Source organism: Rhizocola hellebori (assembly GCF_016862955.1).
GTDB lineage: Bacteria > Actinomycetota > Actinomycetes > Mycobacteriales > Micromonosporaceae > Rhizocola > Rhizocola hellebori.
Map to the genome: position 1 here is coordinate 30,523 of NZ_BONY01000063.1, position 23,526 is coordinate 54,048.

The 23,526-nt window shown below is 67.8% G+C and carries 19 protein-coding genes; 10 read left to right on the forward strand and 9 right to left on the reverse strand.

The window, feature by feature from the left end; genetic code table 11:
• Positions 1–139 precede the first annotated feature (139 nt).
• Entirely contained in the window at positions 140–1,543 is a 1,404-nt protein-coding gene (locus Rhe02_RS36065) for an NAD(P)H-quinone dehydrogenase (RefSeq protein ID WP_203912939.1), read from the reverse strand.
• A 125-nt stretch (positions 1,544–1,668) separates the two neighbouring features.
• Here Rhe02_RS36065 and Rhe02_RS36070 point away from each other — a divergent pair, with 125 nt between their 5' ends.
• Complete coding sequence (locus tag Rhe02_RS36070; protein ID WP_203912940.1) at positions 1,669–2,124, forward strand: gamma-glutamylcyclotransferase family protein; 456 nt, start codon at positions 1,669–1,671, stop codon at positions 2,122–2,124.
• On the opposite strand, the gene Rhe02_RS36075 is transcribed toward Rhe02_RS36070, so the two are convergent.
• The 3 genes from Rhe02_RS36075 to Rhe02_RS36085 are packed head-to-tail and all read right to left on the reverse strand — an operon-like array spanning position 2,089 to position 4,404.
• Entirely contained in the window at positions 2,089–2,973 is an 885-nt protein-coding gene (locus tag Rhe02_RS36075; protein WP_203912941.1) for a GNAT family N-acetyltransferase, read from the reverse strand. The two genes, Rhe02_RS36070 and Rhe02_RS36075, sit on opposite strands and share 36 nt — an antisense overlap.
• A 10-nt stretch (positions 2,974–2,983) precedes the next feature.
• Positions 2,984–3,775 carry a helix-turn-helix domain-containing protein gene (locus Rhe02_RS36080; protein WP_203912942.1) on the reverse strand — a complete coding sequence of 264 codons (792 nt, stop codon included), beginning with the start codon at positions 3,773–3,775 and terminating at the stop codon, positions 2,984–2,986.
• On the reverse strand, positions 3,772–4,404 hold the full coding sequence (locus tag Rhe02_RS36085; protein WP_203912943.1) for an MBL fold metallo-hydrolase: 633 nt from the start codon (positions 4,402–4,404) through the stop codon (positions 3,772–3,774). Before Rhe02_RS36085 ends, Rhe02_RS36080 begins: the two co-directional genes overlap by 4 nt.
• Before the next feature lie 28 nt (positions 4,405–4,432).
• Here Rhe02_RS36085 and Rhe02_RS36090 point away from each other — a divergent pair, with 28 nt between their 5' ends.
• Positions 4,433–5,365 (forward strand): DUF4349 domain-containing protein, encoded by a 933-nt coding sequence (locus Rhe02_RS36090; protein WP_203912944.1) that lies wholly within the window; start codon positions 4,433–4,435, stop codon positions 5,363–5,365.
• Between the two features lie 40 nt (positions 5,366–5,405).
• Here Rhe02_RS36090 and Rhe02_RS36095 read toward each other — a convergent pair whose 3' ends face one another.
• Both Rhe02_RS36095 and Rhe02_RS36100 read right to left on the reverse strand, forming a co-directional pair.
• Positions 5,406–6,668, reverse strand: coding sequence for an amidohydrolase (locus Rhe02_RS36095; RefSeq protein WP_203912945.1), 1,263 nt, complete (start codon positions 6,666–6,668; stop codon positions 5,406–5,408).
• 211 nt (positions 6,669–6,879) lie between these two features.
• Positions 6,880–8,442: an acyl-CoA mutase large subunit family protein gene (locus Rhe02_RS36100; RefSeq protein WP_203912946.1), complete on the reverse strand. Its 1,563-nt coding sequence runs from the start codon at positions 8,440–8,442 to the stop codon at positions 6,880–6,882.
• Positions 8,443–8,577: 135 nt separating this feature from the next.
• Between Rhe02_RS36100 and Rhe02_RS36105 the strand changes: the two genes are divergently transcribed.
• The 3 genes from Rhe02_RS36105 to Rhe02_RS36115 are packed head-to-tail and all read left to right on the forward strand — an operon-like array spanning position 8,578 to position 14,257.
• The gene (locus tag Rhe02_RS36105) at positions 8,578–10,188 is read left to right on the forward strand and encodes a serine/threonine-protein kinase (RefSeq protein WP_203912947.1); all 1,611 of its coding nucleotides are present in this window, start codon (positions 8,578–8,580) and stop codon (positions 10,186–10,188) included.
• Between the two features lie 4 nt (positions 10,189–10,192).
• On the forward strand, positions 10,193–12,568 hold the full coding sequence (locus tag Rhe02_RS36110) for a hypothetical protein (protein ID WP_203912948.1): 2,376 nt from the start codon (positions 10,193–10,195) through the stop codon (positions 12,566–12,568).
• A 45-nt stretch (positions 12,569–12,613) separates the two neighbouring features.
• Positions 12,614–14,257, forward strand: coding sequence for a phospho-sugar mutase (locus Rhe02_RS36115; protein ID WP_203912949.1), 1,644 nt, complete (start codon positions 12,614–12,616; stop codon positions 14,255–14,257).
• A gap of 20 nt (positions 14,258–14,277) precedes the next feature.
• On the opposite strand, the gene Rhe02_RS36120 is transcribed toward Rhe02_RS36115, so the two are convergent.
• The 3 genes from Rhe02_RS36120 to Rhe02_RS36130 are packed head-to-tail and all read right to left on the reverse strand — an operon-like array spanning position 14,278 to position 17,889.
• Positions 14,278–16,014, reverse strand: coding sequence for a glycosyltransferase family protein (locus tag Rhe02_RS36120; protein ID WP_203912950.1), 1,737 nt, complete (start codon positions 16,012–16,014; stop codon positions 14,278–14,280).
• Between the two features lie 26 nt (positions 16,015–16,040).
• Complete coding sequence (upp, locus tag Rhe02_RS36125; RefSeq protein ID WP_203912951.1) at positions 16,041–16,673, reverse strand: uracil phosphoribosyltransferase; 633 nt, start codon at positions 16,671–16,673, stop codon at positions 16,041–16,043.
• Positions 16,615–17,889: a glycosyltransferase gene (locus Rhe02_RS36130; RefSeq protein ID WP_239124274.1), complete on the reverse strand. Its 1,275-nt coding sequence runs from the start codon at positions 17,887–17,889 to the stop codon at positions 16,615–16,617. Before Rhe02_RS36130 ends, upp begins: the two co-directional genes overlap by 59 nt.
• Positions 17,890–18,004: 115 nt before the next feature.
• On the opposite strand from Rhe02_RS36130, the gene deoC reads away from it, so the two are divergent.
• The 5 genes from deoC to cydD form a co-directional block, all read left to right on the forward strand.
• Positions 18,005–18,955 (forward strand): deoxyribose-phosphate aldolase, encoded by a 951-nt coding sequence (gene deoC / locus Rhe02_RS36135; protein ID WP_203912953.1) that lies wholly within the window; start codon positions 18,005–18,007, stop codon positions 18,953–18,955.
• Positions 18,956–18,957: 2 nt separating this feature from the next.
• Positions 18,958–20,379 (forward strand): aldehyde dehydrogenase family protein, encoded by a 1,422-nt coding sequence (locus Rhe02_RS36140; protein ID WP_203912963.1) that lies wholly within the window; start codon positions 18,958–18,960, stop codon positions 20,377–20,379.
• Entirely contained in the window at positions 20,369–21,166 is a 798-nt protein-coding gene (locus Rhe02_RS36145) for an aldehyde dehydrogenase family protein (protein ID WP_203912954.1), read from the forward strand. The genes Rhe02_RS36140 and Rhe02_RS36145 overlap by 11 nt, the downstream gene beginning before the upstream one ends.
• Before the next feature lie 57 nt (positions 21,167–21,223).
• A complete protein-coding gene (locus Rhe02_RS36150) occupies positions 21,224–21,736 on the forward strand; it encodes a hypothetical protein (RefSeq protein ID WP_203912955.1) in 513 nt (170 codons plus the stop codon).
• 22 nt (positions 21,737–21,758) lie between these two features.
• On the forward strand, positions 21,759–23,526 hold a 1,768-nt coding region (gene cydD, locus Rhe02_RS36155; RefSeq protein WP_203912956.1), incomplete at its 3' end, for a thiol reductant ABC exporter subunit CydD.

Consider the following 23,526-nt stretch of genomic DNA (forward strand, 5'->3'; position numbering starts at 1 on the left):
TTCGCCGTGGTCGCCCGCCGTTAGCTCCCGCCCGCCTTGGAGTTCTCCCTTGGCGGCTCCGCGGTGTTGGCGGGCCGCCGGGTGAACTCCTGGGCGGAGGGAACCAAGGTCCGTGCTTCCACGCTTCAACCCTGCGCGCCTACTCCGTCTCGTGTTGCATCAGCTGGCGGGCGGCTTCGGCTATGGAGCCGGACAGCGACGGGTAGATGGTGATGGTGTGGGCCAGCTGGTTGACAGTGAGGTGGTTCTCCACCGCGATCGTGATCGGCATGATCAGCTCGCTGGCGCGCGGGGCGACCACGACACCGCCGACCACGATGCCGCTGGCCGGGCGGCAGTAGAGCTTGATGAATCCGTCGTCCAGCCCGGCCATCTTGGAGCGGGCATTGCCGGCGAGCGGGAGCATCACCTCGCGGGCGGGAATCTTGCCACTGTCCACATCGGTCTGAGACACGCCGACGGTGGCGAGCTCGGGATCGGTGAAAACGTTGGCGGCCACGGTCCGCAGTCGCAGGGGCGCCACCGCATCGCCGAGCGCGTGCCACATGGCGATGCGCCCCTGCATCGCGGCGACACTGGCGAGCGGGAGCACCCCGGTGCAGTCGCCGGCCGCGTAGATGCCGGGCACGTTGGTACGAGACACCCGATCGACGGTCACATAACCGCCGGTGCTGACCGCGATGCCGTACTCCACGAGCCCGAGATCGGCGGTGTTGGGCACGGAACCCACCGCCATGAGCGCATGCGAGCCCGTGACGACCCGGCCGTCGGCCAGCGCGACCGAGACACCTTCCCCGTCGCGGACCACGGACTCGGCGCGGGAGTTGTTGAGGATGGTCATGCCCCGGTTACGAAAGACGCGCTCGATCGCCGTCGCGGCGTCGGCGTCCTCGTGCGGCATGACCCGGTCGCGGCTGGAGACGAGCGTGACCTGCACCCCCATCGCCAGGTAGGCGGAGGCGAACTCGGCCCCGGTCACGCCGGAGCCGATGACGATGAGATGGCTCGGCAGGGCCGGCAGATCGTAGACCTGCCGCCAGGTGAGGATGCGCTCGCCGTCGGGAAGCGCGGTGGGAAGCTGCCGAGGAGTGGCCCCGGTCGCGATCAACACGGTCGCCGCATCGATGAAGTACTCAGAGTCACCGTCATGGGGGCGAACCTTGACCCGGTGGGTGTGCCCGAGCATGTCGTCGCCGAAGCGCGCGGTGCCGTGCACCAGGGTCACCCCGGCCTTGACCAGCTTGGCCTGGATGTCCCGGGACTGCGCGGTTGCCAGGCGTTTGACCCGGGCATGGACCGCCGTTGCATCAACGGTTATCGCTTCCAGCCCGTCCGAATGGATGCCGAACTCCTCGGTGTCCCTGTACCCGGTCACCACCTCTGAGCTGGCGATAAAGGTCTTCGACGGCACACAGTCGTCGAGCACGCACGCGCCGCCCGCGCCCGCCGCCTCGACCACGGTTACGTCGGCGTCGAGCTGGGCGGCGACCAGGGCCGCCTCGTATCCGGCGGGGCCGCCACCAATGATCACGATCTGGGTCACGAGGTCATTGTCTACCAGCGAGGTTGCCCTCAGGCCTCTGGCCGGGACAGTCAAGACGATATGGCTGGGAAAGACACGCGCTGGCGTATTCTCACCAGGGCTCGGCGCGGGATATCGTCATCGCCGTGCGTCATTACGCAGCGTACGGATCGAACCTCGATCCCGGCCGGATGCGGGCTTACTGCCCGCACTCCCCCATGGTCGGCACTGGTTGGCTGGAAAATTGGCGGCTGACCTTCGCCGGCGAGGAGCTTGTGGGCTGGGAAGGGTCGGTCACCACGATCGTCGAGTCCCCAGGCGACCGGGTCTTCGTCGCGCTCTATGACGTGCATCCCTGGGACGAGGCCCGCCTCGACGAGGTCGAGGGGGTCGACGCGGGCACCTACACCAAGCTGCATCTGCGGGTGGCCACTTTGGACGGTGAGGTCACCGCCTGGGTCTACGCCTTCAACGGTTTTGAGGGCGGGCTGCCCACGGCTTGGTACATCACGGAGATAGCCAACGCCGCGCAGAAGGCGGGCGCGCCCGACGACTACGTGGCGCAGCTACGCGGAAGGCCCAGCCGCACCAACGGGCTCTAGGCGGTAGATGTTGACCCGATAGGACGCCGTCATGCCTACCCCGGTGTAGAGCTTGATGGCCCGTGTCGGGTTTTCCAGATCGACGCCGAGCCCCGCCTTCGGGTAGCCCTTGGCCGCGTAGATCCGGAAGGCCTCGGCGAGCAGTGCCCGGCCCACGCCGCGCCGGCGATACCGCGCCAGCACGCCCAGATTGTTGATCCAGCCCTCGTCCCCGGACTTGGATTGCAGCGCCCCGGCCAGGCTGCCCTCCACCAGCGCGACCAGCCACTCGTCCCAGCGCACGGCCTGATCGGTGACCCAGCGATCCAGCCACTGCTGATAGGTGCGGGTGTTGTGGTCGAGGGAGTCGGCGAAGGCGGCTTCCATGAGGCTGTAGAAGTCGCCCATTTCCTCCTGGCGCACCGGCCTCACCTCGACTCCGGACACCGGGGGCAGGGCGGCAGGCAGGTCGATCGACATCCTCACGTTCTGCTTCAAGAACCGGAATCCGGCCTCTTCCAGCGCGGCCATCCAGTCGGTCTGGGTGGGCACCGCCCCGGCCCGGGCTGACCTTCGGCGCGAACCAAGGTGGTCCATGGCCTTCGCCAGCAGCGGTCGCTGCGAGGCCTGGCCTATTTCCGGATGAGTGAAGACTTCAAGCCAGTCCTGCTGGTCGCCGCTGGAGTCGACGAAGGTCCACCCCAGGATCGGGCCGCCCGGTTCCTGGGCGATGTAGCTGAACTCCGCCTTGAGTGCGAACTCGACTTCGGACATCTCGAACTCGGCTTGACCGACGGCGGCGATCTCGTAGGCGCGCACCAGCGCAAGCAACTCGTCGGCGTCCGCGGGGGTGGTCGGGCGAATCAGCATGAGCGGCAAACTAGCTCAGACCGGCGTGTGCCTGCGCCTGATTTAGCAGCGTTACCAGCTCAGCCCGCTCCTTCGCCTCGAGCACCTTGAGCGCCTGGCCCGCGATGTGATCGGCGATGGAGTCGGCCCACGCCCGGCGGCGCAGCAGCGGCCCGGGTTTCGGGTAGGGCGGCTGCCAGCCGAAGGCGACCGCCGCCGCTTCCCCCTCCGGCCCGCTGATGAGCGCCTGTACCGGAGTGAGCCCGCTGGCCTTTATGCCGACCAGGGTCGCGGCTGCGCGGTGCTCTGCAAGCAGATGAAGGGCGATTGCGGCGCGCGCGCCCGGCCCGTCCAGCGGCCCGCTGAGCGCGCCGCCGCGCGGGGCCTCGAAGGTGGCTCTGCCCGACGGCAGCGGCATGGCCCGCCAGGCGGCGAAAAGGGGCATGCTCACGGCGTCGGCGGCCAGCGCCACCTGCTCGCTGAGCAGCACGAGCCGGACCACCTTGGGCGCATCCTCGAGCTTCTCCGCGCCCCAGCGGCAGCATTCGGCGAGCATCTGAGCGGCCACCTTGGCCGGTGACAGGACCGTACGCGCCGCCATCCAGCCGTCGCGTACCGCCTCCGGCGCGATCAGGCCGAGCGCGGCCGCGACCGTATCGGGCCGCACCTCGCCCAGCGCTCCACCCCGACCGGCCACATAGCAGGCCCAGCCGGTAAGCCCGAGCTCGCGCGCGCGGCGAAGGGTCCGGGGACATTCCAGAAAGGCCGAGCCGAGGCGGGTGACCGCTTTCCTGCTAGCCGCTGCGGCTTGGTCGGGGTTCACGCATCGATTGTGGACCCTGGAACGAGCCGCTCATATGGACAACCGGAGCGAGCGGAGAGGTGACCGTCCACGAGCGCGGCGCTGCGGTCGTTATCCAGACAGTCATGCAGGGCATAGGCCCGCTTCGGGGCCACCGCACGCACGAAGTCGAGTGACTCGGCCAGCTTCAGCCAGGGCGCGGAGACCGGCACGAAAAGAGTTTCGACTTCGACGCCTGCTGGCACATCGAAGGAGTCGCCCGGGTGATAAAGATCTTTGATCAAGAAGCCTATGTTGGGTACCCGAGGAATCTCCTCATGGATCACCGCGTGCCATCCCCCGAAAGAGCGAACGGGCAACCCGGCCGCGTCGAAGGACTCCCCCGGGTTGACCGCCCGGGCGGCACCACCCCATTGCGCGGCAAACTTCTCCACCACCGCCGGATGGGCGAAAACCGTCGCATGTGGACGCTTCGCCAGAGCGTCGGCGAGCCTTGCCGCGTCGATGTGGTCCACGTGCTCGTGGGTGATCAGCACCGCGTCCACCCCGTCCAGCGCGGCTTCCGCCTCGCTCCAGATCCCGGGATCGACCACCAGCACGCCACCGTCTTCGATCCTCACGCAGGCGTGCGAGTACTTCGTGACCTTCATGTGATGAGTCTGCCGCAACTTCTGACTGATGGGACGCGTCGGGAAGGGCATGAAGCGAATAGTGTTCGCGGCGCTCGCGGTGGGAGCGCTTTTACTTGGGGGTTGCTCGGCGAATGACAGCGCCAAGCCGACCTCCGCCGAGGCGCCGGGGGCCGCGCCGCTACGGGAAAACGCCGGTGGTGACGCCCAAACCGACCAGAGCAAGGCCATGCCCCCGATCGACGGGGTCACCGCGACCTCCGGCCCGGTCGAGGGACGCGCGCTGATCTACCGCGGGGACATCACCGTGCGCGTGGAGGACGTGGAGATCGCCTCGGGCAAGGTGGAGTCCATCGCCACCAAGCTCGGCGGGCACATCAGCAGCCAGAAGCGGGTCTCGGGGAGCCGGGACGCCGCCGCGTCGATCACGATGCGGGTGCCGTCGAAGAGCTTCGACGCGGCCATGACCGAGATCGCCGGGCTCGGCAAGGAGCAGAGCCGTGGCTCCAACACCGAGGATGTCACCGAGGCCATCGTCGATCTGGACACCCGGATCGCCGCGCAGAAAGCCAGCGTGGATTCGGTCCGCAAGATGTTCGAAAGGGCCGTCGCCCTCAGCGATGTCGTGCTGCTGGAGAAGGAGCTGAGTCAGCGCCAGGCCGAGCTGGCCTCGCTGGAGGCCAAGAAGCGCCGCCTCGACGATCTCGTCTCGCTCTCGACCATCACCATCTCGCTGGCCGGGCCCAACACCGAAATCCCGGTCGAGAAGAAGCGCTCGCCCGGCTTCCTGGGCGGTCTCGAGGCCGGCTGGGACGCCTTCGTCAGCTCGATCCAGGTGATCCTCGTCGTCATCGGCTTCATGCTGCCGTTCCTGGTAGCGATCGCCATCCCGATCGTCCTGTACGCCTGGCTCGCCCGCCGCAAACGCCGCCTAGCCCCAGCCCCGCCTCCGAACCCCGGAGTCCCCCCACTAGAGGGATAACGCGCATTTGCGGATCGCCCTCCGGGGCGATCCGCAAATGTCAGAAGGGTGAGGACAGTGCGGCTAGGGCTGTGTGCACCATGGTGCGGATGCCGTAGCCGAGGCAGCGTTCGTCGACGTCGAAGTTGGCCTGGTGGATATCCATCTTCACGTCGATGCCCGGGATCCCGGTGCCCAGCCTGATCATCGCGCCGGGCACGTGCTCCAGGTAGAAGGCGAAGTCTTCGCCGCCCATGCTGACCTCGGCTTCGACAACTCGGTCGGCGCCGAGCGCGGCTCCGGCCGCTCCGGCGATCACGGCTGAGGCCATGCGGTCGTTGATCACCGGCGGGAAGCCGCGCGTGTAGCGGACGTCGACGGTCGCGCCGGTCGCCGCCACCACGTCTTTGATCAGCTGCTCGACCAGCTCTGGCGCCTCGCGCCACGCTTCGCGGCTCAGCACGCGAAGGGTGGCCTTGGCCACGCCCTCGTTCGGGATCGCGTTGAAGGCCTCGCCGGCGTGGATGGCGCCGAAGACCATCGACATCCCGGCGCGGGCATCGACGCGACGTCCCAGCAATGCCGGCACCTCGGTCACCACCCGGCCCAGCGCGTGCACGAGGTCGGCGGTCAGGTGCGGGCGGGCGGTATGCCCGCCGCGGCCGGTCAAGCGCACCTCCACCGAGTCGCAAGCCGCCGTGAACGGGCCCGACCTGACCCCGACCAGGCCCACCGGGAACTGCGGCGCACAGTGCAGGGCGTAGATGGCGACCACGTCCTTGAGCGCGCCCGCGTCGATCATCTGCAGCGCACCCGAGTTGATCGACTCTTCCGCGGGCTGGAAGATCAGCCTGACCCGGCCGGGCAGCTCGCCCAGCTCGTCGAGTTGAGCCAGCGCCATGCCCACGCCGAGCAGGACAGTCGTGTGCACGTCGTGGCCGCAGGCGTGGGTGACCCCATCAACGGTCGACCGGTAAGGCACATTTTTGACATCGAGCAGCGGCAGCGCGTCCATGTCGGCGCGCAGCGCCACCACCCGGTCACCCTTGCCGATGTCACAGGTCACCCCGTTGCCCCGCTGGATCAGCTTGGGCCGCAGCCCCGCCGCGGTGAGCAGCCGCGCCACGTAGGCGGCAGTCTCGAACTCGTGATGGGAAAGCTCGGGATGCATGTGAATGTGGCGGCGTACACCTACGAGATCGTCGTGTCGCGCGGCAAGCCATCGGTCAAGCTGGCCGGGCAAAGAGAGGGTGCTATCTGACATCACCGGGCTGCTTTTTATCGCCATAGGTGTGGATGGCGGCAGCGTCATCACTCTCGTCACGGAAGATTCTCGATCTCGGTCGATTGGACAAACTTCGACAAGCCTAGCCCTGAGGTAGTAACTCTGCGCAATCACGTTCTTGTGACCAAAAGGTAGCTCAGAGCGTTCACCCTGGTAGAGCCCAACTAGCATCCGACTTGTCTCCTACAACGGGTGACGAAGCACCCGGTCACGGATGACGGACATTCATCGCACAGCTTGTGTGATTGGTCTAGAAGGTCTCTCGAGGCTTGTATGTGCCCCAGACTCGACGGAGCGTATGGCACACCTCACCGACAGTTGCCTTGGCGCTCAAGGCTTCCCGCATCGGATAAAGCACATTTGTATTGCCCGTGCCGGCGGCTTTCTCCAGCTCACCAAGCGACTTGTCCACCGCGGCCTGGTCTCGGGTCGCCCGAAGGTGGACCAATCTTTCGCGTTGAGCCTGCTCGATAGTGGGGTCCACGCGGAGGGGTTCATAGGGCTCTTCGACGTTGATGGTGAACCGGTTGACCCCAACCACCACCCGTTCGCCGGAATCCACCTGGAGTGCGTTGCGGTACGCCGACGTCTCGATTTCACGCTTCTGGAACCCGGCTTCAATCGCCTCCACGCTGGACCCATGCGCGAATACGCGCTGCATAAGGTCGCGCGACTCCTGCTCGATCGTGTCGGTCATCGCCTCGATCGCATACGACCCGGCGAAGGGGTCGACTGTCGCGGTGAGATCTGTCTCATACGCGAGCACCTGTTGCGTTCGCAAGGCCAGCCGCGCCGCTTTTTCGGTCGGCAGCGCGATCGCCTCGTCGAAGGAGTTTGTGTGCAGCGATTGGGTGCCACCCATGATCGCTCCGATCGCCTGGGCGGCGACCCTGATCAGGTTCACCTCCGGCTGCTGGGCGGTGAGCTGCACGCCCGCGGTCTGGGTGTGGAAGCGCAGCATCCAGGATTTCGGATCCTTGGCGCCGAACTCGTCGCGCATCACGCTGGCCCAGATGCGGCGCGCGGCGCGGAATTTGGCGATCTCCTCCAGCAGGGTGGTCCTGGCCACGAAGAAGAACGACAGCCGCGGGGCAAAGTCGTCGACGGCCAGACCGGCCTTGATCGCGGCGCGAACGTATTCGATCCCGTTGGCCAGCGTGAAGGCGATCTCCTGAACGGGCGTCGCCCCGGCCTCGGCCATGTGGTACCCAGAAATAGAAATCGTGTTCCACTTCGGAATCTCGGCGCGGCAGTAGGCGAAAGTGTCCGCGACCAGGCGCAACGATGGCTTGGGCGGGAAGATGTAGGTGCCCCGGGCGATGTATTCCTTGAGGATGTCGTTCTGGATCGTGCCGTTGAGCTCGGCGGCGGAGAGCCCCTTCTCCTCCGCGACGAGCTGGTAGAGCAGGAGCAGCACGCTTCCCGGAGCATTGATGGTCATGCTCGTCGAGACCTTGTCCATCGGGATGTCCCGGAAGAGGATTCGCATGTCCTCAATGGAGTCGATGGCGACCCCGACCTTGCCGACCTCGCCGTGCGCGATCGGCTCGTCCGAGTCGAAGCCCATCTGGGTCGGCAGGTCGAAGGCGACCGAGAGGCCCATCGTGCCGGCGGCCAAAAGCTGCTGATATCGGGCGTTCGACTCGGCCGCTGTGCCAAATCCGGCATACTGCCGCATCGTCCAGGGGCGCTTGGTGTACATGGTCGAGTAAACACCACGGGTGAACGGAAATTCGCCGGGCTGTTCCCCGTCAGCAGGGCCGTATACAGGCTCAATAGGGAATCCGGACTCGCTTAGCCGCCGTTCAGTCACGTATCCGATCGTAGGCTCACAGCTGGTTGCCAGGGCTGAGGTATTTCACACAGCTTCCGTTGACGGGCGGGTTCAAGCAAGAATAGGGCTGGCTTACCCCCAAGTCCCTCCCCTCGAAAGCGACACGGAAGCAGCATGCACTCCTCGACACGTGCGGCCCCCGGCACCATCATCGGTGGTCGATATGCCCTGCGCACGGCGGTGGGGCATGGCGGCATGGGCACCGTCTGGCGTGCCGCGGACACCATCCTGCGGCGCGAGGTCGCCGTGAAGGAGGTCGTGCTCCCGCCCGGTTTGGCCGCTAGTGACGCTGAAGCCATGTACGAGCGGACGCTCCGCGAGGCGAGGGCGGCCGCGGGCCTGTCCCACCCCAGCGTCGTCCAGGTCTTCGACGTGGTGACCGAAGAGGGCAGGCCGTGGATCGTCATGGAGCTGCTCGACGCCCGCAGCCTCGCTGACATGGTCATTGAGGACGGTCCACTCGCGCCACGCTCGGTGGCCAAGATCGGCATTGCGCTGCTCGGCGCGCTCGAGGTCGCTCACGCCGGAGGCGTGCTGCACCGCGACGTGAAACCGGCCAACGTCCTGATCACCCGCGAGGGCCGCTGCGTGCTCACCGACTTCGGTGTCGCCAAGCTTCCGGCCGACGTGCAGCTCACGACGCCGGGCATGGTGCTCGGCTCACCCCACTTCATCTCGCCGGAGCGCGCGCTCGGTCACCGCTTCGGGCCACCCAGCGACCTGTTCTCGCTCGGGGTCACGCTCTACACGGCGGTGGAGGGACGGCCGCCCTTCGACAAGGGTGACCCGCTGGCCACCATGCACTCGGTGGTCGAAGACCCGCCCGCGCCGCCGCAGCGCTGTGGTCCACTCATCGATGTCCTGTACGGCTTGATGGAGAAGGATCCGCAGCGGCGCTGGGATGTCGGCATGTCCCGCGGCTTCCTCCGCGAGCTGCTGGCCGGCCCGCTGGCGCAGAATCCGTCGGTTCAGCATTCCACCGACCCGTGGGCCGTGGTGCAGGCCGCGCCCGCCCCGCCCCCGGTTTACGATCAGCCGCCCGCACGGCAGGTGGGTGGCCGAGCCATGCTGCACACCGGGGAGTCCCCGACCGCGCGGCGTCCCCGCCACCAGACCAACGCCATGCCCGCGCTCACCCCGCGGCCGCAGCCCAACCGGCTGCGCCTGGCCCTCGCCGCGGGCATCGTCGGGGTGCTCGCGCTGGCCACGGTGAGCTGGGCGGTCTTCGGACGCGACAAGGAACCCATCACGGTCAGCCAGCAGCCGACCCAGTCGCCGTCGGTCGCACCGGCCAAGGTGCAGCTTGTGGAATACGGCGGCATCACGGTGAGCGCGCCGCTCGACTGGACCACCGACAAGACCAACTCCGCTTTCCTCGACATCAAGAACCCCACCGACAGCGATCGCTGGCTGCGCCTCAACGCCGTGACGGCGGAAAAGGACGCCAAGAAGACGCTGGAGAGCGCCGAGCGTGGCGTGCTGAAGACCCTGTGCACCGACGGCTACAAGCAGGTGATCCTGGCCGAGGCCGAGCTGGCCGGGACAAAGGGCATGCAGCTCGAATTCCTTTGCACGCCAAAGGGAAAGGCGCAAAAGCACGGGGTCTGGCGAATTGCCATCATCGGTGGCAAGTCACGGCATCTCTACCTGCAGACGTGGGTGACCACCTATCAGCAGGACAAGGCCGTCTTTGATGCCGCCGCTGCCAGCTACAAAGTGACGTGAGCCCGTGGAGTTGACTCAGGCCGAGAAGCGACTCTGGGCCAACTTCGCCACGGGCGAAGAGCTTCGGCTGGGTGAGGACGACCCGCTCGGCGATGACTTCGACGCCGCGACTTGGGGCGCGGATCGCCAGATCCGAGCCGAGGTGATCGCGAGCCTGATGCTCGGCGCGGCCGAGGGGGTGGCCGGCCAGTCGTCGCGGGTCTATCTGACCGGCGCGCACATCGTCGGCCCGCTCGTGCTCAACGGGGCGACGCTGACCCAGGAGCTGGCGATCATCAACTCCTACTTCGACACCGCCCCCGATTTCGGCAACGTGCAGGCCCGCAGCATCTGGCTCGACAGCTGCCGGATGCCGGGCTTCGGCGGCTGGAGCATGGAGATCACCAACACGCTCGCGCTGCTCAACTGCAGAGCCGAGTCGATCCTGCTGCGGTCGACCCGGGTCGGCATCGACTTGGAGATGTCGGGGTTGAGGGTGGGCGGAAACAGCGACCTTTGGGCGCTGGACTGCTCGGGCCTGGTGGTCAACGGCGGCTTGCGCGCGGACAGGATGGTCGCCACCGGCGGGGTGAACCTCACCGCCGCCCGGGTAGGGCCGTGGCTTGACCTCACCGGCGCGCAGATCACGGTGGAAGCGGGCGCTGCCGCTTTGCTTTCGACCGGTGTCGTGGTCGAGGGCATGATGAACGTCAGCGACATCAAGACCAACGGCATGGTCGACCTCCTGGGTGTCAACGTCACCGGAGCCCTGATGCTCACCGGCGCACGCATCTGCGTGCCGCCGCCGGTCGGCGCGGAGCAGCACCAGGCGCTGAGCCTGGAACAGGCCCGCATCGGCCAGCACCTGCTCGCGCCCCAGCTGCACCTCGACGGCCAGCTCAACTTGCTCGGCACCAAAGTGGAGGGCGTGCTGGAGCTGCGCAACGCCACCCTGCACAGCCCGGGGGCCATCGCCTGCTTCGCCGACCAGCTCCAGGCCGGGCGCTTCGACGGCGACAACATGGTGGTCGAGGGCCAGGTCAGTCTCGTCGGCGCGCAGATCGGCCGGAGCGTCACCTTCGATCGGGCGCGTTTCGAGTTCCCGGAGGGCATCGCGCTCGACGCCATGCAGATCTCGGTGGCCCACAATTTCGAGCTGACCGAGGTACAGGCCCAGGGCGGGATCTCCATCTACTCCGGCGAGATCGGCGGCGATCTCGTCATCACCGGCAGGACCCCCGCAAACCACGAGATCAAGGCAGGCCCGACGGCCGATCTCACCGCGATGCTGCCCGTGGCCGCGGTCGATGGCCGCCAGCTGCGCGTCGCCAAGTCACTGCTGCTCTCCGACGTCAGGATCGACGGCCAGATCACGCTGGAGTCGGCGACGATCGGTGACATCAGCGCCAACCGGGTCACCATGGACGGCGACTGGGCCATCGAAACCCTGGTGCTGGACGACTGCACGGTCCAGCGCGATGTGCGCCTCAACGACTGCGTGGTGACCGGCGAGCTTTCCGCGGCCGGGCTGCAGGTGGGCTCCGACTTCAAGCTCAACGGCGGCAGCATCAGCCTCGGCCTGCGGCTGGAGAACAGCACGGTCCAGGGCGACACCTCGATCGCGGGGGTCAGCGCCGCTTACCTGACCCTGGCCAACCTGACCGCCAACGGCGCCATGGTCGCGGTCATCTCCTCACAGGTGCAGGAAAACCTCACCCTCGAAGATGTGACGGGGGCCGGCTCGGTCGTGCTGACCGGGACGACCGTGGGCGGCTCGGTGCTCGCCGGAGGCATGGTGGCCAAGCGGTTCACGCCCACCTCCCAGGTCACTGGCCTGCTCAGCCTCAACCGGGCGACCATCGCCGAGGTCTCCTTCGACCCCTCGCTCTGGCCGAAAAAGCTTGAGCTTGACGGGCTTCGGTTTGAAGAGCTGCGCCATGAGGGCGGCTGGCAACGCATTCTGGGCCGCAGCTCGGGCGCTTTCCGCATGCAGCCCTACACCTATCTGGCCAACTATTTCCGGGGTACGGGCCACGACGACCGGGCTCGGCAGGTGATGCTTTCCGCGCAACGGGCCCACCGCCGCACCAGACCGTGGCTGGTGCGCCTTCCCGGCCTGCTGATGGACGCGATCGCCGGTTACGGCTACGCGCCGGGGCGGGCGGTGGCCGTCCTCATCGGAGCCTGGGCGTTGGGGTACTGGCATTTCCGGGAGTTCAAGGGTGCGGTGGCCAATCCCGCGCTCTACTCCGCCGACCTGATCATTCCGACGGCGCCGTTCGGCCTCGAAGCCGCCGAGGGGATGCCGATGGACGGCGTCGCGATAGCGCTGATCTGCATCGGATGGGCGTTGTCAATCGCCGTGCTGCCCGCTGTGACCAGGTCGTTGGGCCGCAACTAGCTCGAATAGTCGCGATCGTGTCGTTCCACATGCTAGAAATCCGGAATGACCGACCTAGCGGACCTGGTGCAAACCTGGATTGATGACGACCCCGATCCGGAAGCCCAGGCCGAACTTCGGTCTTTGCTTGAGGCGGGATCGTGGGCGGAGCTGAAAGATCGGTTCTCCGGTCCGCTCACCTTCGGCACGGCCGGCCTGCGCGGCCCATTGCGCGCCGGGCCTAACGGCATGAACCTTGCCGTGGTCCGGCAAGCGGCCGCCGGTCTGTGCGCCTGGGTCGCGGCTCGTGAGCCCGGTTCGCTCATCGTCATCGGGTACGACGCCCGTCGCGGCTCGCATACCTTCGCGCAGGAGACCGCCCGGGTCGCCACCGGAGCGGGGCTTCGCGCCGCGATCCTGCCCCGCCCACTTCCGACTCCGGTGCTGGCCTACGCGGTGCGCCAGCTGGATGCCGCGGCCGGGGTGATGGTGACGGCCTCCCACAATCCGCCGCAGGACAACGGGTACAAGGTGTATCTGGGTGCCTCGCTGGGTGGCCCACTGGGCGCGGGCGGGCAGATCGTGCCGCCGGTCGACGCCGAGATCGAGGCGCTGATCCGGTCGGCCGGGCCGTTGTCCACATTGCCGCTCGGCGAGCCCGGCGAAGTCCTGGACGCGACCGTGGTGGCGTCCTATGTGGACGCTGCTGCCACCGTGGTCCGGCCGGAGGAGCGCAAGGATCTGGCCATCGCCTACACGCCCCTGCACGGGGTCGGCCACGGCGTGCTCAACGCGGCGTTCGTGAAGGCCGGTTTCCACGCCCCGAGCGTCGTCGCCGCACAGGCCACGCCCGACCCGGCCTTCCCCACGGTCTCGTTTCCCAACCCGGAGGAGCCGGGCGCGATGGATCTGGTGCTTCAGCTCGCCGCCGCCTCCGGCGCGGATCTGGCCATCGCCAACGATCCCGACGCGGACAGGTGCGCGGTGGCCATCCCTTCCGGGCGCGGCTGGCGCATGCTGCGCGGCGACGAGGTGGGGGTGCTCCTGGCCGACCATCTGATGCGGCGCGGGGTCACCGGTACCTACGCCACCACCATCGTCTCGTCGTCCCTCCTGCGCGCCCTGTGCGCCGCCGGCGGGCACGGCTATGCGGAGACCCTCACCGGTTTCAAGTGGATCGTGCGCGCCGGCGCAGACCTCGCCTACGGCTATGAGGAGGCGCTGGGTTACTGCGTCGCCCCGCATATGGTGCGCGACAAGGACGGCATCACCGCCGCGCTGCTCGTCGCCGAGCTGGCCGCCGGCCTCAAGTCGGAGCTGCGTACGCTGCAGGACCGCCTCGACGAGCTGGCCGTGGAACACGGGCTCTACGTCACCGATCAGCTATCCGTCCGCGTCGACGATCTGTCCGAGATCGCCGACGCGATGGCCCGGCTGCGCGCGAAGCTGCCCAGCTCGCTGCTCGATGATCCGATCACCTCCACCGAAGACCTGCTCCCCGAGGCCGACGTGATCATCCTGCGCACCCAGTCGGCCCGGGTGGTGGTCCGCCCGTCCGGGACGGAGCCGAAACTCAAGGCCTACCTGGAAGTCGTGGAGCCGGTGGTGGAAGGCGATGTGACCGGGGCCCGGGAACGCGCCGCCGCCACCATCGTCGCCCTGCGCACGGAAACGGCTGCGGCCCTTGGCATCTGGTCGGTCAGCCCGTAACCGGGGATGGCGATCGGGGCCTATTCGAGCTGCCACACCGTGACGTCGCGGACGTGCCAGCCCGGTCCGGCCAGCTGGTCGATCAGGCGGCGCAGCTCGGTACCCCGCAAAGTCTTATCCGGAAGCACAAGCGCACCCGCATGCCAGAAAGCCGCGTCCTCGCGCAGATCCTGTTGCATCTGTGCGGTCACCACCGGGACCAGCCCGGTCTTGTAGACGTCGCGGATCAGGCTCGCGGTGGGCCGTGGCGCGGGCCCGAACCGGGCCCGCCCGCCCTGCCCGCCAGGCCCTAGGAAGTAGCCGCCGGCAAGCGGGAAGTCCCCGGCGTCGCGCTGCCACTCCATCGCGCTGGGAAACTCCTCGGTGGTCACCGGCACGGCGACGATGGTCCGGCCGGCCGGAACCCAGTCGCGCCAGACTCCCTCGGTGATGAAGGCGGGTGCCGCCGACTGCCCCCGCACCGGAATCGGCACCGGCAGGATCGGCACCAGCACCGCGACGAGGATGAGCGCGGACAGCCGCCGGAACCGTGGATCGGGCATCTTCTGAACCAGCGTGACCGTCAGCGCCAGCAGCGCACCGAAGATCGGGATCAGGACGAGCGCGAACCGAACCACCAGCACATGTCCCAGCAGAGGCACCCGTTCCAGCAGCACCCACGGCAGCGGGATGCCGGTGCCCCGACGGCCGATCATGAGGTTGCTGCCCAGGCTCAGCACGAAGAAGACCCCGGCCGTGATCGCCATGGCCTTGACGAGCGCCTGCTGCCACAGCCAGATCACCACTCCCGCCATGAGCAGCAGCAGCGGCCAGCCGAAGAAGGTGTTCTCCTCGCTGATGTTCCACGAGAGCCTGCTGTTGGCGGCGTTGCCACCCACGGACAGCTGCGAGTAGGCCGGGAACGATGCCAGGTCGGCCCGGTAGTGAGCCACGCTTTCGGGCAACCCGCTGTAGGTCTGGTCGCCGAAGAACTGGCGGTAGAGCGGATAGGCCAGCAGCGGCACCAGCATCGCGGCCGCGACCGCGAGCCCCGGCAGCACTCGCCTGATTGACGTCTTGGTCATCCAGGCGTAGGCGCCCATGAACACCGCCAGCGCCAGCGCGGTGTAAAGCAGCACCTCTTCGTTGATGAAGACCTGGTAGAGCACAAGCAGCCCCAGCGGGATCCCGTCTTTCCAGGTGCGCAGGCGAAGCGCGGCAAGCACCAGGAACGGCACCAGAAACTGGGCGGTCCAGTTGATGTGCCCGTTGGCGTGACTGATCATGCCGGGCGCGAAGCCGCAGAAACCACCGCCGACCGCCGCGGCGAAGCGGGAGGAGACCAGATGGCGGCTGAACACCCAGTACCAGCCGAAGGCGGTGGCGCTCAGGCCAAGCATCAGCAGCAGCGCGAAGGAGACCTCCGGACCAAAGATCATGGTTATCGGGACCATGGGCAGGGTCAGGCCGAGCGCCGCCGTATTGGCCATCAGGTTCACGCCGTCGGGCGCGTTGAGCAAGTGGGTGTAGAACGGATCGACCCCCTCGGTCACCACCCTGACCGCGTGCCGCAGGAACCAAATGAACTGCGAGTGGTCCGAGTTGATCTCCACTCGGCGATGGCCGAGATCTCGCCACAGCCGAGCGGTGACGAACAGGCCCATCGCCAGGAAGGCCCCCGCCGCGTAGAAGTCAGCGCGCTTGGAGACGCGCTGCTGGTGATCCGGGGCGGGCGCTGGTTCCTGTTGATCTACAGGACGGGATGCGCTCAGAACCACATTTCACAAGTTAGGCCGAATATGCCTCAGAATCGGGGCATTCCCCCGAATTGCCGATCACCTGCATCGCCCAGACCCGGCGTGATAAACATCGTCTCGGTAAGGCCGTCATCGATGGATGCGGTGACGATGCGCATCGGGAGATTGGCCTTCTCCAGGCGCGAGATGGCCTCGGGAACGATCAGCGCGCACAGCACCGTGATGTCCGTGCAGCCGCGGTCCACCAGCAGCCGGCAGCAGTGCTCCAGCGACCCGCCCGTGGCGACCATCGGCTCGAGCACGAGGACGGGCAGCCCTTCTAGGGACTCGGGCAGCGACTCCAGGTACGCCCGCGGCTGGAAGGTGTGCTCGTCGCGGGCCAGGCCCACGAAGCCCATCGACGACTCTGGCAGCAGGGCGAGCGCGGCATCGGCCATGCCCAGACCGGCGCGCAACACCGGAACGATCAGCGGCGGGTTGGCCAGACTCGTCCCGCGCGCGGTCGCGACCGGGGTCTGCACGTCTCGATGCGCCGCCTCGAAGGTGCTTGCGGCCTCGTAGGTGAGCATCGTGGCCAGCTCGTGCAGAGCGGCGCGGAAGCTGGCCGAGTCGGTGCGGGAATCACGCAGCGCTGTGAGCCGCGTCTGCGCGAGCGGGTGTTGCACTACGAGTACGTCCACAAGCCACGAACTTACCGTAGATGTCCAGCATGGCCGCCGCGAACGCCTGCGGCGTATGGCGAGCCGCGTTTGCCCTTGCCAGCTCGCCGAGCGCGGTGGCCGCAGCGGGATCGGCGAGCAGCTCGATGATGGCGTCGGCGAACGTGTCCTTGTCCGCGAGCACGGCCGCGCCGGCCAGAGCCCCGCGGCGATGCAGGACGGGATCGACCAACACGGACGGGACGCCGGCCAGGGCGGCTTCTTGCAAGACCAGGGCCTGAGTGTCTGTACCCGAAGGAAAAGCGAACACGTCGGCACGCTGATAGGCCGCGGCCACCGCCTCGGGCGGCTGCTGGCCGGTGACGATCACGCGATCGTTGCGGATCATGCGGCGTAGCCAGCGGGGTTCGTAGACCGCCCCCACCAACACCAGCCGAGCCCGCGGCTGCGCCTGCAACACGCGGTCGAAGGCGGGCAGGAGCAGATCGATCCCCTTCTCCCGGTTCACCCGCCCAACGAAGAGCACGACCTTGTCGCCGGGCTCGATGCCCCAATGCGAGATGTCCGCGGCCGGGCCGGGCTTGGCTACCCCAGTGGGAACGAGGTAGATCCGCTGCGGGTCGACCGGCAATGTCACCCGTTCGAGCACCGCGGGCGTCGGCACGATCACGGCGTCGGCCGGCCCGAGCAGCAATTGGTTGCCGAGGTCGAGCGGGGAGGGGTGTGCTTGCGCCGCACCTTCGCTCTGCACCCATAGGCGCAATTTCATGGTCAAGTTGCGTCTATGGGTGCAGAGCGAAGGTGATTCCAGGCGGCGGGAGTAGAGGCGGGCGAGCGCTCGCAGCGCGAAGTCGGGAACCCGATAGGCATCGGCATAGGCGTGCAGATCGGTGTGGTACGTCTGCACCAGCGGAACGCCGAGCTCGCGCGCAGCGATGACCCCGAGCAGGCCGACCGGGCCGGGCGAGTGAACGTGGATGAGGTCCGGGGTGTGCTCGGCCAGCGTCGCGATCATCGACGACCGCACCGGGCGCAGCGGCCAGCGGGCCAGCCGCAGGTCAGCGATGCCGCAGGCCAGCGCGGGAAGGCGGATCAGGCCCGGCTCAGCGCCCTGCGCAGGGTGCGCCGGGACCACGGTCACGCTCGGGTGCCCGGCCTCCGCGAGAGGTTCTCGAAGCGTGCGCAACGAGGTGATGACCCCGTCCCGGCGGGGCAGATAGGTGTCCGTGAAATGCATGATGCGCACGAGCAGCAGATTCGCGGGACGTGGCCAATGCCCCATGTCCGGGCAATGACCAGATGGTGAAACGTAGACTTCGCTTTGTGAGGGACAATCGCGCAAGGTGCTCGCGTTGAACAGCCGGACGACGAAGACTGCTTTCGATGTAGCCAGCTCAGACGCGGCGCTGCATCGATTTCTGCACGGTCTGCCGGGCGTCGACAAGGTCGGCGCCGAACAGCGTACCGCGGCGCTGAGCACGCGGTCGATCAAGACGACCGCGAAGGCCTACGCGATCGATCTCGCGATCCGGATGGTCGATCTGACCACGCTCGAGGGCGCGGACACCCCCGGCAAGGTAAAGGCGTTGTGCGCCAAGGGAAGGCACCCCGATCCGGCCGACCCGACGTGCCCTTCGGTCGCCGCCATTTGTGTGTACCCGTCGATGGTGCCGACCGCCGCCGCCGCGCTGAAGGGCTCCGGCATCCACCTCGCCAGCGTGGCGACCGCATTCCCGAGCGGGCAGGCCCCGATGGCCGTGAAGCTCTACGACACCAGCGCGGCCGTGGATGCGGGCGCGGACGAGATCGACATGGTGATCAACCGCGGGGCCTTCCTGGCCGGGCGCTACCTCGAGGTCTACGAGGAGATCGTCGCCATCAAGGAGGCCTGCCGCAGCGCCCACCTCAAGGTCATCTTGGAGACCGGTGAGCTGGTCACCTACGACAACGTGCGGCGCGCCTCCTGGCTCGCCATGATCGCTGGGGCGGACTTCATCAAGACCTCCACCGGCAAGGTCACCCCGGCCGCGACCCTTCCGGTCACGCTGATCATGCTGGAGGCTGTGCGGGACTATGTCGCGGAGACCAGCCGCAAGGTCGGCGTGAAACCGGCCGGCGGGATCCGTACCACCAAAGACGCCATCAAGTACCTGGTGATGGTGAACGAGACCGTAGGCGAAGGCTGGCTCGACCCGGACTGGTTCCGCTTCGGGGCCTCGACACTCCTCAACGATCTGCTGATGCAACGCACCAAGCTCGCGACCGGCCACTACGCGGGCCCCGATTACTTCACTTTGGACTAATGATGTTTACCTATGCGCCAGCACCCGAGTCCAGGTCGATAGTCAACATCAAACCCTCGTACGGCCTGTTCATCAACGGATCCTTCGTGGACGGCGGATCGGCCTTCAAGACGATCAACCCGGCCAACGAAGAGGTGCTGGCGGAGGTTGCCGAAGCCACCAAGGAAGACGTCGACCGAGCCGTGAAGGCGGCCCGTGCCGCGTTCAAGACCTGGAGCAAGCTGCCGGGCAAAGAGCGCGCCAAATACCTGTTCCGGATAGCGCGCATCATTCAGGAGCGCTCCCGCGAGCTGGCCGTGCTGGAATCGCTCGACAACGGCAAGCCCATCAAGGAATCCCGCGACGTGGACGTGCCGCTGGTCGCCGCGCATTTCTTCTACTACGCGGGCTGGGCGGACAAGCTCAACCACGCCGGCTTCGGCGCCAACCCGCGCCCGCTGGGCGTGGCCGGTCAGATCATCCCGTGGAACTTCCCGCTGCTGATGCTCGCCTGGAAGATCGCTCCCGCGCTGGCGTGCGGGAACACCGTGGTCCTCAAGCCCGCCGAGACGACACCGCTGAGCGCGCTGCTGTTCGCCGAGATCTGCCAGCAGGCCGACCTTCCCCCCGGCGTGGTCAACATCGTCACCGGCGCGGGCGCCACCGGGGCGGCCCTCGTCGACCACCCGGACGTGGACAAGGTGGCCTTCACCGGGTCGACCGACGTGGGACGGCATATCGCCAAGGCTGTGGCCGGTACCAAGAAAAAAGTCACCTTGGAGCTGGGCGGCAAGGCGGCGAACATCATCTTCGAGGACGCGCCGATCGACCAGGCGGTAGAGGGCATCGTCAACGGGATCTTCTTCAACCAGGGCCATGTCTGCTGTGCGGGCTCACGGCTGCTGGTTCAGGAATCCATATACGACACGCTGTTGGAGTCGCTGAAGCGGCGCATGGGCACGCTTCGGGTCGGCGACCCGCTCGACAAGAACACCGACATCGGCGCGATCAACTCGCAGGACCAGCTCAAGCGGATCAAAGCGCTCGCCAAGATCGGTTCGGAGGAGGGCGCGGAGGCGTGGTCGCCGCCGTGTGAGTTGCCGCGCAACGGGTTCTGGTTCCGGCCCACCATCTTCACCGGGGTCTCCCAGGCCCATCGCATCGCCCGCGAGGAAATCTTCGGGCCGGTGCTGAGCGTGCTCACCTTCCGCACGCCCGCCGAGGCGATCGAGAAGGCGAACAACACGCCCTACGGCCTGTCCGCGGGGATCTGGACCGAGAAGGGCTCGCGCATCCTCGATATGGCAGACAAGCTGCGCGCCGGGGTGGTGTGGGCCAACACGTTCAACAAGTTCGACCCCGCCTCGCCCTTCGGCGGATACAAGGAGTCCGGTTACGGTCGCGAGGGCGGCCGGCACGGGTTGGAGGCCTACCTTGCCGTCTAAAGCTCGGGTCGCTGTTCGCAAGACCTACAAACTCTTCATCGGGGGCGCGTTCCCGCGCAGCGAGTCAGGACGGACATTCGAGGTGGACGGCAACAACGTCGCGCTTGCCTCGCGCAAAGACGCCCGTGACGCGGTGCTCGCCGCCCGGGCCGCCTTCGGCAAGTGGGCCGGGGCCACCGCTTACAACCGCGGACAAATTCTTTACCGCGCCGCGGAAATGCTGGAGAGCCGCCGCGGCGAGTTTCCCGCGGAGGAAGTCGACGACGCGGTGGATCGGCTGGTCTGGTACGCGGGGTGGTCCGACAAGATCGCGCAGGTGTACGGCAGCGCCAACCCGGTCGCCGGGCCCTACTTCAACATCTCCTCGCCCGAACCCACCGGGGTGGTGGCGATCATCGCGCCCTCATCTTTCCTGGGCTTCGTGAGCGTCCTGGCCCCGGCCATCGTCACCGGCAACACCTGTGTCGTGGTGACCCCGGCCGCGGTCGACGCGATCACCTTCGCCGAGGTGCTCGCCACTTCGGACCTGCCCGGCGGTGTGGTCAACATCCTGACCGGCTCGGTCGCCGAGGTGGCCCCCTGGCTCGCCTCCCACGACGATGTCAACGGGCTCGACCTGACCGGTGTCGACAACGCCGAGCTAGCCCTCACTTTGGAACAGTCGGCCGCCGGAACGCTCAAGCGCATCATCCGCCGCTCCTCTCCAAAGTGGACAGATGACCCCGGCATCGGCCGCATGACAGCCTTCCTGGAAACAAAGACGGTCTGGCATCCGAAAGGTGTGTAACGACGCCAAGCAATTCAGTCACTGGCCGCGACGGTCTGGCATGCTGGGAGCCTGAAGGTGTTTAGGCGCACCGCGATAGCGGGCCGGACGGCCGCCGGGCCGGAAGGCTCGCTGACCGCGCCGCTGAGCGGGGCTGCCTGCGTCTGGTTCAAGGTGCGGGTGGAGTCGTGGCAGGCCAACGCCGACCCGCATCATCGGCGCACCGTGTGCCTGCTTCGCCGGGGCATCATTTTCTCGGTACTGAGTCCAGCCGGCCCCCGGCTGGTGAGCGCGGACGTCATCCGCGCCGAGGGTCCGCCGGTGACCGCGATCGTGGAAACCGTTCGGGTCAAACGCCCGCCCACCCGTGACGAAGCGCCGCTGCTGCACGCCCTCGTCGAGAGCGGCCTGGTGGAATCGTCCGAGCTGGGCCGCCGCGCGCACCTCTTCGACGAGCTGGTCTGGGAGACGACCGAGGCATTCCTCCCACCCGGCGCGAACGTCTCCGTACAGGGACGGCTGGACAGGCGATCCGTGCTTCGGCACGGTCTGCTGACCAGATCGCGTTTTGCGCCATTGCCCCCAAGTTAAGTGACCTGGGTCATCCGGCACGATGGAAGCTGTGCGTCCCTTTGACCCGCGATTGCTCCGGCATGTCCCCGCCCTGCGCCGGGACGTCGCCCTGCTCGCCCTGCTCGGGGTCGCCACCGCGGTCAGCATTGTGGTGGCCGCGACCGGCCTGGCCCAAGCCCTAGCCGCCCTCTTCACCACCCTCGGCTCGGCCGACTTGCCAGCCGCGGTGGGGCAAGGTTCGGGACTCCTCACCCCACCCTTCGCGGCCGCCGACTTGCCAGCCGCAGTGGCGCAAGGTTCGGGACCCGGCGCGGCCGCCGACTTGCCAGCCGCAGTGGCGCAAGGTTCGGGACCCGGCGCGGCCGCCGGCCTGCCGGCTGGAGTGGGGCATGGTCTGGCGCTCTTCATCGGCGGCATGGCCGGGCGGGCGGTGTGTCATGGGCTGTGCGGGGTGGTGGCCGCGCGGATGGCCGCCACGGTCAAAGCTCAGCTGCGGGCCGATCTGCTTGCCGCGGCCGGAAGGCGCGGGCCGGTCTGGCTCGCCGGCCAGCGCGCAGGCGAGCTCGCCACGCTCACCGGGCGCGGGCTGGATGCCCTGGACGCCTACTTCACCGGCTACTTACCGCAGCTCGTGCTTGGGGTCACCGTTCCGGCGGCAGTGCTCATCACCCTCGCCACCGCCGACCTCACCAGCGCGATCATCGTGCTGGTGACGCTGCCGCTGATCCCGATCTTCGGCATTCTCATCGGCTGGCAAACCCGCACCGCCACCGAGAAACAGTGGCGGCGGCTGCAACTGCTCGGCGGACACTTCCTGGACATGGTGACCGGCCTGCCCACCCTCAAGGCCTTCAACCGGGCCCACGCCCAGGTCGCCGCCGTTCGCGACATGGCGGATAGGCATCGAGTCGCCACCATGCGCACCCTGCGCATCGCTTTTCTCTCCGCCCTCGTCCTCGAGCTGGTGGGGACCCTGTCGGTCGCGCTGGTCGCGGTCCCGATCGGTCTTCGCCTGCTGGGCGGCGGCCTCACCCTGGGCACCGCGTTGCTGGTGCTGCTACTGACCCCGGAGGCCTACGCGCCGTTGCGGGTGGCCGGGTCGCGCTTCCACGCTTCGATGGAGGGGCTCACCGCACTCGACCAAGCCTTCACCCTCCTCAACCCCACCGCCCCCACCACCGCCACGCCAGTCCAGCGCTCGGCGGCGGGCGGGGTGGCTGGGCGGGCGGGGGAGATGGTGCTGGCGGGCGTGACGGTGCGGTATGAGCGGATCGTCGCTCTGTCCGATGTGGACTTGGTGGTGCGGCCCGGGGAACGGATAGCTCTGGTGGGGCCGAGCGGGGGTGGCAAGAGCACACTGCTCAACCTGCTGCTCGGTTTCGTCACGCCACAGGCCGGACGGGTGCTGGTGGACGGCGAGGAGCTGTCCGCGTTGGACATGGGTGCGTGGCGGGAACGGATCGCCTGGGTCCCGCAGCGCGCCCACCTCTTCGCCGGAACGCTGGCCGAGAACATCGCGCTGGGCAGGCCCGAAGCCACGCGTCAGGAGATCGAGGCGGCGGCCCGGGCGGCCGCGCTGCCGCACGATCTGGGGATCGTCCTGGGCGAGCGCGGGCAGGGCATGTCCAGCGGCGAGCGGCAGCGAGTCGCGCTCGCGCGAGCGTTCCTGCGCGATGCCCCGCTGCTCCTACTCGACGAGCCCACCGCGCGGCTGGACGCGCAAAGCGAACAGGCCGTGGTCGAGGCGACCATGCGGCTGACCGAGGGCCGCACGGCGCTGCTGGTCGCGCACAGGCCAGCGCTGCTGA